Here is a 12766-nt window from a genome sequence, read left to right as displayed (position 1 = left end):
GCGTACAAACCCCGAATGACGGCTGCGGAGAATGGGTGCACACTGCCCTCACGTTGTAAAAAGGCGGCGCGTGTCGTGGTCCGCTTTGTGCCTTGCTTTGTGCCTTACTTCGCAGGAGTGGTTGTCATGAGTTTTGCATCGGTACTGGTCCTGAACGGGCCGAATCTCAATCTGCTGGGCACGCGCGAGCCGGCCATCTACGGCTCGGAAACACTCGACGACGTCGCGAGACTCTGCCGCGACGCGGGCGAGCGGCTCGACCTGTCGGTCGACTTCTGCCAGTCGAACGCCGAGCATCAGCTGATCGACTGGCTCCACGCGGCGCGCACCAAGGTCGACGGCATCGTGATCAATCCGGCGGCTTACACGCACACGTCGGTGGCGATCGCCGACGCGCTCAGCGCGATCGAAAAGCCCGTGATCGAAGTGCATATTTCAAACGTGCATCGGCGTGAGGCGTTCCGGCATCATTCGTTCGTATCGGCGGTGGCCGAGGCCGTGATCATCGGCTGCGGCACGCAAGGCTACGTGCTCGCTCTGGAACGGATGGCGACCATCCTTAAGAATAGGGCGGCCAAATGAATACGAAGTCGAATACGAAGTCGAATACGAAGTCCTATCTGGTCGGCCTGATCGGTTCGGGCATTGGCGGCTCGCTGAGCCCTGCGATGCATGAGGAGGAGGGCAGCCAGCTCGGCCTGCACTATGTCTACCGGCGCATCGATCTGGAAGCCTTGAAGCTCGACGCCGGCGCGCTGTCCGATCTGCTGGTTGCGGCCGAGCGCATGGGTTTTAACGGCCTGAACATCACGTACCCGTGCAAGCAGAGCGTCATTGCGCTGCTCGACGAACTATCCGACGACGCGCGCGCGCTCGGGGCGGTCAACACGGTCTTGTTCAAAGACGGCAAACGCATCGGCCACAACACGGACTGGTCCGGTTTCGCCCGCGCGTTTCAGCGCGGTTTGCCGGATGTGTCGCTCGAGCGCGTCGTGCAGCTAGGCGCGGGCGGCGCCGGCGCGGCGGTCGCCCATGCCGCGCTGACGATGGGCGCGAAAACGCTCACGCTGTTCGATGTGGATGCCACGCGCGCCTCCTCGCTCGCCGCGGAATTGCAAAAGCGCTTCCCCGCGACGACGGTGAACGCCGGCGGCTCGCTTGGCGAGTCGCTCAAAGCCGCCACTGGCCTGATTCACGCAACGCCCACCGGGATGGCGAAATTGCCCGGTTTGCCGTTGCCGGTCGAATTGCTGCACCGCGACTTGTGGGTGGCCGATGTCGTCTATTTCCCGATTCGTACCGCGTTGTTGCAGGCGGCCGAAGAGATCGGCTGCCGCACGCTGAGCGGCGGCGGCATGGCGGTTTATCAGGCCGTCGACGCGATGCGCATCTTCACCGGACTGGAACCGGATGCCGAGCGCGTGTACACGCATTTCCAGTCGTTGCTGGAACGCTAGTTCAGCAGCACGCAACTGACGCACGAGCACCACACGAGCAGATTAGAGACAGAGAGACCCGGAGACGACATGCCACAACCCATCCATTCCAATCCCGCCGACGCGACGCTGCCGGCAAATGCCGCGGCCAGCGCGACGCGCCGTTCGAAAGCCCGCTTTCAGATTCTCACGCTGCTCGCGGTCGGCACCATGATCAACTATCTGGACCGCACGGTGCTCGGCATCGCGGCGCCGCAATTGACCAAGGAGCTCGGCATCAATGCCGCGCTGATGGGGCTGTTGTTCTCCGTGTTCTCGTGGAGCTATGTGGCCTCGCAGATTCCGGGCGGACTGTTTCTCGACCGCTTCGGCAGCAAGCTCACGTATTTTCTGTCGATGACGTTGTGGTCGCTGTGCACGCTCGCGCAAGGGCTCGTGCATGGCATCGGCGCGCTGTTCGCGTTCCGGCTCGGTCTCGGCGTGTCGGAAGCGCCGTGTTTTCCGACCAATAGCCGGGTGGTGGCGACGTGGTTTCCGCAGAGCGAACGCGCGATGGCAACCGGCACCTACACCGTCGGCGAATATATCGGCCTCGCGTTTTTCAGCCCGCTCCTGTTCGCGCTGATGGGCGCGTTCGGCTGGCGTTCGCTGTTCTATGTAGTAGGCGGCGTGGGCATCGCGTTCGGTTTCGTCTGGTGGGCGTTCTATCGCGAGCCGCGCGATCATCCGTCGGCCAATCAGGCGGAGCTGGACTATATCGAAGCGGGTGGCGGCTTGACGCATCGGAAGAAGGAGGCTGACGCGTCCAAGGCTTCCGCAGCTACGGCCGGGAGCGGTTTCGAATGGCGCACCATTGGCCGCCTGCTCAAGCACCGTCAGCTGACCGGCATCTGTCTCGGCCAGTTCGCCGGCAACTCGACGCTGGTGTTCTTCCTCACCTGGTTTCCGACCTACCTCGCCACGGAGCGCCACATGGCGTGGCTGAAGATCGGCTTCTTCGCGATCATGCCGTTCATTGCCGCGTCGATCGGCGTGATGTTCGGCGGCATCTTTTCCGACTGGCTCCTGCGGCGCGGCAAGTCGCCGAACGTGGCGCGCAAGCTGCCGATCATCGCCGGCCTGCTGCTCGCCTCGACGATCATTCTCGCTAACTATGTCGAGAGCAACGTGGCGGTGATCGCGATTCTGTCGGTGGCGTTTTTCGCGCAGGGCATGGCGGCGCTCGGCTGGACGCTGGTGTCGGACATCGCGCCCGACGGCCTGCTCGGCGTGACTGGCGGCATCTTCAACTTTGCGGCCAATCTGGCTGGCATCGTGACGCCGCTGGTGGTGGGGTTCATCGTCGCGGCAACCGGCTCGTTTGTCGGCGCGCTGGTGTTCATCGGCGCGGTCGCGTTGATCGGCGCGCTGTCGTACATCTTCATCGTCGGCGATATCAAGCGGATTGTGCTGGTGGATTGAGCGGCGCCTGATGCGCTGAAAGCCGCTGCGAAAACCGCGGTGGGAAGCCGCGGTGGGGATGCCGCGGTGAAAACGAAAGGGACGTGGATGGCCGCGTCCCTTTTTTCTATTTCAGCCTTCCTTGCGTACGAAGCGCAGCACGGCGTCGACGATCATCGCGCGATGCCGCGCGCGCAAGCGCGGATGCGACGGATCGCGGCCGAACGCCGTACCGAAGGTATGGCGATTGCCGATGCGGTGAAAGCACAGCGAGCTGATCAGCAGATGCAGGTCGATCGCATCGACGTCGCTGCGAAACTGTCCCGCCGCGATGCCGCGCTGGAGCAGATCCTCGATCGTATGAATGACCGAGGCGTTGCGGCTTTTGAAGGTCTTCACCTGCTCGACGTACTTCGCGCCGTGAATATTTTCGATCGTGATGAGACGCACGAAATCGCGCTGGCGGTCGTGATAGTCGAACGTGAATTCCACCAGCGCGCGCATGCCCTCGACCGGATCGAGTTCGCTGATATGCAGATCCTGTTCGAGCGTGCGAATGTCGCCGTACACCTTTTCCAGCACCGCCTGATACAACCCTTCCTTGCTGCCGAAGTAGTAGTACAGCATGCGCTTGGTGGTGTTGGTGCGTTCCGCGATAGCGTCGACGCGCGCGCCCGTGAGCCCCATCGCCGAGAACTCCTGGGTCGCGACGTCGAGGATGTTGCGCTTCGTCTGTTCGGGATCGTACTTGCGCCGGGCGTCGCTACGTCGGGCGTCGCTACGCCGGGCGTCGGACGGGATGCCGTTGGTATCAGGCTCGGCGGCCTTGCTTCCCTTTTTCATTGTGTATTCGAGCGGCAGTGACGGCGCATTCTAGCATGGCGAAATGGCCGTCCGGAGCGGGTTCCGGGCATAAGCGGCGGCGTATCGGACGGCATCACGGCGCGGCACGCGGGGCGCGGCGCCGGGCGGCGAGCGCGTCGCGCGTTTGCATCGTGGTGTAGGTCAGCTGCGCGGCGGCCAGACCGAGCGCGCCGTACGCGGGCGTCAGCCCGAACCTTGCGAACGCTTCGGGCACCGGCCGTTCGCCGGAGATCGCCGCCGCCAGCAATTCGCCGGAGACAGTGGTCGGCGCCATCCCATGACCGCCGAAGCCGACCGCGTACCAGACGCCGTCGGCGCTGCGGCCGATTTGCGGCATTTTGTGCCGCGCGTAGCTCATCAGGCCTCCCCATGCGTACTCGATACGCACGTCGCGCAACTGCGGATAGACCTTCAGCAGATCGCGCCGCAGCAGGCGCGCGATGATCTCCGGTGCGCGGTCGCGCACCGAGATGCGGCCGCCCCACAGGATGCGCGTGTCGGGCAGCGGGCGGTAATAGTCGAAGGCGAAGCGCGTGTCGTAGACGGCGGCTGAGGTGTCGAGCGCGTCTTTCAGGCGCGCGCCGAGCGGTTCGGTGGCCATCACGTAGGTGGCGATCGGCAGCACCGCGCGCTCGACCCTGGCGTACACGTTGCGCGCATAGCCGCCGCCCGCCATCACGACGTGGCGCGCTTCGATCGCGCCGTGCGGCGTGTGCACGACAAAGCCGGCGCCCTCGCGCTGCAAGCGCACGACCGATGAATTCTCGTAGATCCGCACGCCTGCGCCGGCCGCCGCTCCGGCGACGCCGAGTACGTATTTCAGCGGATGAAAATGGAACGCGTTGCGCGCGAACAGGCCGCCGTGATAACGGCACGTCTTCAGTTGCTCTGCAAGCCGCGCGGCCGGTACGGGCTCCCATTCGACGCCGAACGATTCCTGCATCAAGCGCCGCTGCGTGTCGAGCCGCGCGGGTTCGTCGAACCAGTTGGCGAGGATCACGCCGGCATCAGTCGCGTCGCAGTCGATGCCGTAGCGCCGAATGCGCCGGCGCATCAGATCGACGGCGTCGGTGGTCAGCGTATAGAGTTCGCGGGCGCGGGCCGGGCCCAGGGTTTTCAGCAGATCGGCGCAATCGAGGCTGTAGCCGCCGAACACGAATCCGCCGTTGCGCCCCGATGCGCCGAAGCCCACTCGCTCGGCCTCGAGCACGACCACCTCGGTGACGCCGCGCTCGGCGAGCCCCAGCGCGGTCGACAAACCCGCCAGCCCGCCGCCGATGATGCACACGTTGGCGCTGCAGCGGCCGGACAGCGGAGCATTTTCAGGGCGGGTGACGGTGGCTTCGTAAAAGTTTTGCATGCAGCTAGGTTAGCGGCAATCTCACGCACGCGTCCAGCCTTTACGCGCGCATAGAAGCAGCGCGCTGCAGCGATAAAACCATCGACAAAACAAAGGCCGGCATCCGCATCCTGCGAATGCCGGCCCGCAGGACCGCTTTATCCACGCATTGTCCACGCATTGTCCAGTTACTTGCCCCAGCGCAACACCAGCGGATCGAGCCGGCGCGCGACCTTCAGCAAGCCTTCACGCGTGGCCGGATGCATCGGCGGCAATGGATGGCGCACCGCGTCCGAGCGGATCACGCCGCCTTCCTTCATCAACGCCTTGCACGACGCGAGACCGCCCTGGCGGTTCTCGTAGTTGATGAGCGGCAGCCATTGCTGATAATGCGCGGCGGCCGCTTCGGCATCGCCCGCGGCGTAGGCGTCGACGATCAGGCGGATGCCGTCGGCGTAGCCGCCGCCGGTCATCGAACCGGTTGCGCCCGCATCGAGATCGGCCATCAAGGTGATCGCTTCTTCACCGTCCCACGGACCGGCAATCGCATCGCCGCCCAACTCGATCAGCTCGCGCAGCTTGTTCGCCGCTTGCGGCACTTCGATCTTGAAGTACGACACGTTGTGCAGCTCGCGCGCCAGCCGGGCGAGGAACGGTGCGGAGAGCGCCGTGCCGCTGACCGGCGCGTCCTGGATCATGATCGGAATCCCGATCGCGTCGGATACCACGCGATAGAACTCATAAATGCCGCGCTCGCCGATCCGGATCGTCGCGCCGTGATACGGCGGCATGATCATCACCATCGCGGCGCCGGCCGCCTGTGCGCTGCGGCTGCGTTCGGCGCAGAGGTGCGAGCTGAAATGCGTGGTCGTGACGATCACCGGCACGCGGCCCGCGACCTGTTCGAGCACCACGTGCATCAGCGTGTTGCGTTCGTCGTCGGAGAGCGCGAACTGCTCGGAGAAATTCGCCAGAATACACAGGCCGTTGGAGCCCGCGTCGATCATGAAATCGATGCAGCGTTTCTGGCCTTCGAGGTCGAGACGGCCGGCCTCGTCGAAGATGGTCGGCGCGACGGGGAACACGCCGCGGAAGGGGGCTTTGCTGGATGCGTTTGTCATGGTGGCCGGTGTGAGCGAAGGTGGTGAAGTGACGACCGTAAAGCGACGACTGTGCAGCGAGGGCGTTTTGAATGTCTCCGGCGTCGACTATACGGCGGGCATCGCCAGGCTGTATATTGAATTGTTTCCATCTTGTGATCGCTTTTGCGACTTACCCCGTTGCCCCATTGTTGTCTGTCCGAAGCGCACCGATTCCATGAAAGACACCCTGAACGTATTGCTGTCGAGATTACGTATGAAACAGCTGCAATTGCTGATCGCGCTCGACGACCGCAAGTCCCTGCACCAGGCCGCCGGCGCGATGTCGATGACGCAATCGGCCGCCAGCAAGGCGCTGCAGGAGCTGGAATCGATGCTGGAGGCGCCGCTCTTCGAGCGCTCGAAGAACGGCATGATCCCGAATCAGCTCGGTCATTGCGTGATCCGCTACGCGCGGCTCGTGGCGACGGACCTCGCTTCGCTGTGTCAGGACGTCGCCGAAATACGCTCAGGGCGTGGCGGCCGTCTGGCGATCGGCGCGATCATGGGCGCGATTCCCGGGCGGGTCGTGCCGGCGTTGAACGAATTGCATGCCGGGCAGCCGGGTCTGTCGATCGAGGTGGTGGAAGATACGAGTGCGCGGATGCTGCTGCAACTCGACGAAGGCCGGCTCGATCTGGTGATCGGCCGTGCTGCGGTCGCCGCCGATCCGTCGAAATATCACTATCGGCCGCTCGGCGACGAGCCGTTATCGGTGGTGGTCGGCTATGGCCATCCGGCGTTGCCGAAGAAGGAAGTGAACTTGCGCGATCTGGCCGGACACCGTTGGGTGATGTATCCGTCGCATATGCCGCTGCACGCGTTGCTCGAACGGGAGATGGATCTGGCTGGACTCGACATGCCGGAAAACCCGATTTCAACCGCTTCCACGTTTGTGACGGTCGCATTACTGCAAAGCAGTCCCGATCTGGTCTCGCTTTTGCCCACGGGTATCGCCGAAATGTTCGTCCGGCAAAAAATGTTGCGCACGGTGCCGGTCAAACTGAAGTCGCCTTCGCAGACCTTCGGCATTGTGACGCGCAAGGGCGGCGTGCTCTCGCCGGCGGCCGAGCAGTTTATCCAGTTGTTGCATGGACAGAAAGTAGCGGAAGCAGTGCACAAAAAGTAGCGGAAGCAGTGCACAAAACCGCCTGAAACAGCGGTTTTTCGGCACGTGAAACTGAAAGACCCTCAATATCGCATCGCGATTTGTGCTCCGCCACGCGTTGCAAAAAAGGTGTTGCAGCCACGACACTCTCGGGTAAACCGAACCAGATGCGCACATCGGTTCCGCGCTAAACTGATTCGAAGGTGCGCCTGATTTTGCTGTGTGGCGCCCGCCTCGGAGAGTAGCCATGAATCGGCCACTGGTTCGGTTTCCGCTTCGCGCGACGGGTAGGGCACCCGTGTGGAAGTGGCTCAAATGGGGGCTGGCAGCGGCATTTTTGCTTGCGCTGGCGTTCGCTGCGCGCTTTTGCCAGGTCGAAATCGAGACCTCGCGATTGCAGGCGCGCTATCTATCCGAACTGACGAGCGAGGTCGGTTTCTCCGTCGCCGACGGTCCAAGTCATTCCATCCGCTTTCCCTTAGCCGATCACGGTCCTTACGACAGCCGCCTTGGCTACGCTTTGCTGCCGTCGTTCCAGCAGCGCCTCCTCGAACGCGGATTTGAAATCCGTTCGCAGACGCGCGATTCCGAGCGGATGCTGTCGCTGGCGGATTACGGCCTGTTTCTGCCTTACGCCGAAAAAGATCAGGCCGGGCTGCAACTCTTCGATGGCACCGGCACGCCACTCTTTGGTGCACAGTTTCCCGGCAACGTGTATGACGACTTCGACGCGATTCCGCCGCTTGTCGTGAGCTCGCTGCTTTTTATCGAAGACCGTTATCTGCTCGACCCGAGTCAGCCGAACCGCAACCCGGCAATCGACTGGGGACGTTTTAGCCGCGCGCTGGCCGACCAGGGCGCACGCGTGTTCAACCATCATCAGTCGACGCCCGGAGGCAGCACGCTCGCAACGCAGATTGAGAAGTTCCGTCACTCGGCCGGCGGCCGCACGGCAACGCCGCCAGAAAAATTGCGGCAAATCGCGTCGGCCTCGGTGCGCGCCTATCTGAACGGCCCGCAGACGATGCCCGTGCGCCAGCAGATCGTCGTGCACTATCTGAACTCGGTGCCGCTTGCCGCGCAACCGGGCATCGGCGAAATCAACGGGATCGGCGACGGCCTTGCCGCGTGGTACGGACGCGATTTCAACGACGTGAACCGCGTCCTCAAAGCGCCGCCGACGCCGGATAATCTCGCCGGGCAAGGCATCGCTTTCCGGCAGGTGCTGTCGCTGATGATCGCGCAACGTGCGCCGTCGTATTTCCTGACTCACGGCTATGCCGAACTTCAACGTCTGACGGATAGTTATTTGCGCCTGCTGGCGAGCAACGGCATCATCCCGATCCCGCTGCGCGACGCCGCGCTGTTCGCGCAAGTGGAATTGCACCACGCGTCCAGAACGCAGAACGCGGACTCGTTCGTGTCGCGCAAGGCCGTGACGTCGATGCGCTCGCATCTATTGACCGCGCTCGGCGTCGCGAGCTTCTATGAACTCGACCGGCTCGATCTGCAGGCAACGGGCACGCTCAACAATGCTGTGCAGCAGGCGGTCAGCGAACGGCTCGCCGCCGCGGCGACCCGCGACGGCGCAAAAGCCGCCGGCCTGGTGGGATACGAAATGCTGCGCGCGTCGGACGATCCGTCGAGAATCGCCTATAGCTTCACGCTGTTCGAACGGCGCGACGGCGCGAACCTCGTGCGGGTGCAAACCGACAGCGTCAATCAGCCGTTCGATATCAATTCCGGCGCACGTCTGAATCTCGGTTCCACCGCGAAACTGCGCACTCTCGTGACGTATTTGCAGATCGTCTCCGAGCTGCATGCGCGTTATGCACCGCTGAGCATAGCGGAGCTGAAAGCAGTCAAACCCGATCCGAACGACAGACTGACGCGCTGGGCGCTCGATTACCTTTCGCATACCTCGGACCGCTCGTTGCAGACGATGCTCGATGCGGCCGTTGAACGCAAATATTCGGCGAGTCCTGGCGAAACGTTCTACACCGGCGGCGGCGCGCAGACCTTCAACAATTTCGAAGCCGATGACAACGGCCGCATCCTGACCGTACACCAGGCGTTCCAGCATTCGGTGAATCTGGTGTTCGTGCGCCTGATGCGCGATATCGTGCACTACGAGATGGTTCAGACCACCGGAGCGTCGTCGCAATGGCTCGGCGATCCGGCGGCGCGCAAGATGTATCTGACGCGTTTCGCGGATCAGGAAAGCCGCGTGTACATGAATCGTTTCTACACGAAGTATCACGGCAAAACGCCCGATCAGACGCTGGCGTTGTTGCTGCTCGGCGTGCGTAAATCGCCGCCTAAAGTGGCGACGGTATTGCGCAGCGTCGCGCCGGATGAATCCAACGCGTGGTTCAACGCGAAGATGCGTGCCGCGTTGAAGAACACGCCGGCCGCTTCCATGCTGGACGACGAGGACCTCGCGAACCTCTACGACAAGTACGCGATCGACCGCTTCAATCTGAACGACCGTGGGTACATTTCGAGCGTTCATCCGCTCGAACTGTGGACCGTCAACTATCTGCGCGAGCATCCCGATGTGACGCTCAACCAGATTCAGAGTGCGAGCCGCGACGTGCGTCTTTCCACGTACTCGTGGCTCTTCAAGACGCGCTATCACGCGACCCAGGATCGTCGCATCAAGCGGATAGTCGAACAGCGCGCGTTCGATGCGATCGGCAAATCATGGCAGGCGCTCGGCTATCCGTTCGCGACACTCACGCCGTCGTATGCGGCGGCGATCGGCGCGTCGGGCGACCGGCCGGCCGCACTTGCGCAACTGATCGGCGTGATCGCCAACGGCGGCAACAAGGTGCCGACCGAAAGCCTCACGCAACTCGACTTCGCGAAAGACACGCCGTACGAAACGCACTTCGAGCGCGCGGCCGTGGCGCCGCAACAGCAGCTGTCGCCGGAAATTACCGGCGTGGTGAGAGGGCTGCTGCGCGACGTCGTGACGGGCGGCACAGGCAGGCGCCTCGCGCAGGGCATGACCTTTCCCAATGGCCAGACATTCGAGGTGTACGGCAAGACCGGCACCGGCGATCAGCGCTTTAACGTGTTCGCCAAAGGCGCGCGTTTGATCGAGTCGCGCAAGGTGAACCGCAGCGCAACCTTTGTGTTCGTGATGGGGGACCGCTTTTACGGCACGCTGACCGCGTGGGTGCATGAACCTTATGCGGCGCGTTACGAGTTCACAAGCGCGCTCTCGGTACAGTTGCTGAAGTCGCTCGCGCCGGTGCTGCAGCCGTTGCTGGAAGAGCAGCCCACGAAAACCGCCGCCGTGACGAAGGTAATCACGCAATGAGCACGCAATGAGCTCGCAATGAGCGTGTGATGGTTGCCTGACCTTTGCCCGACCTAGTAGTCGGCGTCCACCGCCGGCTTCAGAAACAGCTCATGCACCGGCGCGAAGTGCGCGTAGAGCGGCAGAATCGCGCCGCCCATTGCGCGCGCATCCGCGCCGATGGTGCCTTCCAGCAGTTGCGGACGCACCATGCCTTCCCACTCGAAACCATCGAGCACACGCTCGGTACGGCGGATGATTTCGCGCACCAGTTGCCGGTCGAGTTCGCCGTCGACCACTACCGCTTCCAGGTCGAGCAGCGCCGCGGCATTGGTCAGCGCGTTGGCGATCGCCGGGCAAGCGGTGTCGAGCCACTGCTCGGTCTGCCGCCACAACTCCGGCGACAGCGCGCGATGGTCGTGCGCCGCGGCCGGCGGCGCCCCAGCATCGCTCAACAACTGTTCGAGCACGAAGCCGGATGCCGCGTGCAGCAATTGCCGGGCAGGCTTGCGCGCAGTGCCGTCCCGAAGCGGAATCGAACCGACGGCCCCGGCGTTGTCATGCGGTCCGCCGTGCAAACGGCCGTCGATCACCAGCCCGCCGCCGATAAACGTGCCGACGAACAGGTACAGAAAATGGTGAATCCCGCGGCCCTGGCCCATCACGAGTTCGGCGGCGCAGGCGGCGGTGGTGTCTTTGGCGAACTCGACGGGCAAGCCCGTCATCGTTGCGACGCGGCTGCGCAAGTCGATCTCGTTCCAGGCTTCCAGCGCGTCGGGCGGCGCGCCGAGAAAGTCGCGCCAGCCGCCGAGCCACAGCGGCGCGGCCACGCCTACGCCGACCACTTTGTTCGCTTTCGCGCCGAGCGCCTGGTTCACGCGCGCCAGTTTGCTTTCGAGCGCGGGGAACAGTGTGCGCGGATCGGGATAGGCATACTCGAATACATCGCGGCACACCACGTGGCCCGCGAAATCCATCGCCAGCACGTCGAGACTGCGGCGCCCCACCTTGATGCCGATGGTGTAGGCCCCTTCGGCATGCAACGCGATCGGCACCGACGGCTGACCGATCCTGCCGCGCACGCGCGCCTGCTTCTCGAGCAGGCCGTCTTCTATCAGGCGCTCGACGATCATCGAAACCGTCTGCATCGACAGGCGCGTGAGGCGGCCCACGTCGGCTTTGGGCAGCGGTCCGTGCAAGCGGATCGCCTGCAACACGATCCGCTCGTTGAACTGCCGCATGCCGACCTGGTTCGAGCCGACCGTGCGTTTGAGGGGGGAGCGGGGGCCGGTGGTTTCCATCGTCGGGTGCAGCGGCTCAGCAGGATGCGGGCATCATGCAATCGCCTTGACGTCCGCTTTCTTCGCGCCCGTCATGATCGCGACAGCCTCCGACATGTGCACGTCCCTGGTCTTGACGAGCGCTGCGCGCTGGCCGAGCCGCTGAATATGAATGCGGTCGGCGACTTCGAAGACGTGCGGCATGTTGTGACTGATCAGGATCACCGGCAGACCGCGGTCGCGCACGCGCCGGATCAGTTCGAGCACCATGTTGCCTTCCTTCACGCCGAGCGCGGCGGTGGGCTCGTCGAGAATCACCACGTGCCGTGCAAATGCCGCGCTGCGCGCCACGGCCACGCCTTGACGCTGGCCGCCGGAGAGCGTTTCAACGGCCTGGCGCATCGAACGGATGCCGATCTGCAGGTCCTTCATTGCCGCGGTCGCTTCCTCCAGCATGCGGCGCTTGTCGATCATCTTGAAGAGCGAACCGCGCCAGCCCGGCTTGAGCAGTTCGCGGGCAAGGAACAGGTTTTCGGCGATGCTCATCGCCGGCGCCACCGCGAGTTCCTGATACACGGTTTCGATGCCTTGAGCGCGCGCGTCCAGCGGACTGCGGAATTTGACGGGCTTGCCGTCGAGCCGAATCTCGCCTTCATCGGGCACCAAGGCGCCGGAAAGGGCCTTGATCAGCGACGACTTGCCCGCGCCGTTGTCGCCGATCACGGCGAGAATCTCGCCGGGCAGCAATTCGAAATCGCAACCGTCGAGCGCGGTGACGTGGCCGTAGCGTTTGACGAGTCCGCGCGCCTGCAAGACGGGCATCGCGGCGGAAGCGGAAGTAGGTGTCGACATGACT

General features: G+C 63.6%; 10 protein-coding genes. 5 read left to right on the top strand and 5 right to left on the bottom strand.

Annotated elements, in window-relative coordinates; genetic code table 11:
- Positions 1–126 precede the first annotated feature (126 nt).
- The 3 genes from aroQ to AC07WT_RS32835 all read left to right on the top strand — a co-directional run bounded on the left by aroQ (position 127) and on the right by AC07WT_RS32835 (position 2897).
- On the top strand, positions 127–582 hold the full coding sequence (gene aroQ / locus AC07WT_RS32845) for a type II 3-dehydroquinate dehydratase (protein ID WP_492589817.1): 456 nt from the start codon (positions 127–129) through the stop codon (positions 580–582).
- Positions 579–1457 carry a shikimate dehydrogenase gene (locus AC07WT_RS32840; protein ID WP_494950184.1) on the top strand — a complete coding sequence of 293 codons (879 nt, stop codon included), beginning with the start codon at positions 579–581 and terminating at the stop codon, positions 1455–1457. The genes aroQ and AC07WT_RS32840 overlap by 4 nt, the downstream gene beginning before the upstream one ends.
- 69 nt (positions 1458–1526) lie before the next feature.
- The gene (locus tag AC07WT_RS32835) at positions 1527–2897 is read left to right on the top strand and encodes an MFS transporter (RefSeq protein WP_494950183.1); all 1371 of its coding nucleotides are present in this window, start codon (positions 1527–1529) and stop codon (positions 2895–2897) included.
- 111 nt (positions 2898–3008) lie between these two features.
- Here the strand turns inward: AC07WT_RS32835 and AC07WT_RS32830 are convergent, their stop codons facing one another.
- From AC07WT_RS32830 to AC07WT_RS32820, 3 genes are all read right to left on the bottom strand, one after another.
- The gene (locus AC07WT_RS32830) at positions 3009–3719 is read right to left on the bottom strand and encodes a TetR/AcrR family transcriptional regulator (protein WP_492589822.1); all 711 of its coding nucleotides are present in this window, start codon (positions 3717–3719) and stop codon (positions 3009–3011) included.
- 94 nt (positions 3720–3813) lie between these two features.
- Positions 3814–5100 carry an NAD(P)/FAD-dependent oxidoreductase gene (locus AC07WT_RS32825; protein WP_494950182.1) on the bottom strand — a complete coding sequence of 429 codons (1287 nt, stop codon included), beginning with the start codon at positions 5098–5100 and terminating at the stop codon, positions 3814–3816.
- A 167-nt stretch (positions 5101–5267) separates the two neighbouring features.
- On the bottom strand, positions 5268–6200 hold the full coding sequence (locus tag AC07WT_RS32820; RefSeq protein WP_494950181.1) for a dihydrodipicolinate synthase family protein: 933 nt from the start codon (positions 6198–6200) through the stop codon (positions 5268–5270).
- A 196-nt stretch (positions 6201–6396) separates the two neighbouring features.
- Between AC07WT_RS32820 and AC07WT_RS32815 the strand changes: the two genes are divergently transcribed.
- Both AC07WT_RS32815 and AC07WT_RS32810 read left to right on the top strand, forming a co-directional pair.
- A complete protein-coding gene (locus AC07WT_RS32815; protein WP_494950180.1) occupies positions 6397–7347 on the top strand; it encodes a LysR family transcriptional regulator in 951 nt (316 codons plus the stop codon).
- 226 nt (positions 7348–7573) lie between these two features.
- A complete protein-coding gene (locus AC07WT_RS32810) occupies positions 7574–10651 on the top strand; it encodes a transglycosylase domain-containing protein (protein ID WP_494950179.1) in 3078 nt (1025 codons plus the stop codon).
- A gap of 53 nt (positions 10652–10704) precedes the next feature.
- Here AC07WT_RS32810 and AC07WT_RS32805 read toward each other — a convergent pair whose 3' ends face one another.
- Together AC07WT_RS32805 and AC07WT_RS32800 are read right to left on the bottom strand one after the other, a co-directional pair.
- Positions 10705–11931, bottom strand: a complete 1227-nt coding sequence (locus AC07WT_RS32805; protein WP_494950178.1) for an ROK family transcriptional regulator — start codon at positions 11929–11931, stop codon at positions 10705–10707.
- Positions 11932–11964: 33 nt separating this feature from the next.
- A complete protein-coding gene (locus tag AC07WT_RS32800) occupies positions 11965–12762 on the bottom strand; it encodes an ATP-binding cassette domain-containing protein (RefSeq protein WP_492589830.1) in 798 nt (265 codons plus the stop codon).
- Positions 12763–12766: the final 4 nt, after the last annotated feature.

The organism is Paraburkholderia sp. GW821-FHT02A12, from assembly GCF_059422005.1.
Note: the sequence above shows the minus strand (reverse complement) of the source record. Positions and strands in the feature narration are given on the sequence as shown.

Coding starts and splice junctions, on each gene's coding strand:
- aroQ (WP_492589817.1), top strand. CDS start 127: ATGAGTTTTGCATCGGTACTGGTCCTGAACGGGCCGAATCTCAATCTG.
- AC07WT_RS32840 (WP_494950184.1), top strand. CDS start 579: ATGAATACGAAGTCGAATACGAAGTCGAATACGAAGTCCTATCTGGTC.
- AC07WT_RS32835 (WP_494950183.1), top strand. CDS start 1,527: ATGCCACAACCCATCCATTCCAATCCCGCCGACGCGACGCTGCCGGCA.
- AC07WT_RS32830 (WP_492589822.1), bottom strand. CDS start 3,719: ATGAAAAAGGGAAGCAAGGCCGCCGAGCCTGATACCAACGGCATCCCG.
- AC07WT_RS32825 (WP_494950182.1), bottom strand. CDS start 5,100: ATGCAAAACTTTTACGAAGCCACCGTCACCCGCCCTGAAAATGCTCCG.
- AC07WT_RS32820 (WP_494950181.1), bottom strand. CDS start 6,200: ATGACAAACGCATCCAGCAAAGCCCCCTTCCGCGGCGTGTTCCCCGTC.
- AC07WT_RS32815 (WP_494950180.1), top strand. CDS start 6,397: ATGAAAGACACCCTGAACGTATTGCTGTCGAGATTACGTATGAAACAG.
- AC07WT_RS32810 (WP_494950179.1), top strand. CDS start 7,574: ATGAATCGGCCACTGGTTCGGTTTCCGCTTCGCGCGACGGGTAGGGCA.
- AC07WT_RS32805 (WP_494950178.1), bottom strand. CDS start 11,931: ATGGAAACCACCGGCCCCCGCTCCCCCCTCAAACGCACGGTCGGCTCG.
- AC07WT_RS32800 (WP_492589830.1), bottom strand. CDS start 12,762: ATGTCGACACCTACTTCCGCTTCCGCCGCGATGCCCGTCTTGCAGGCG.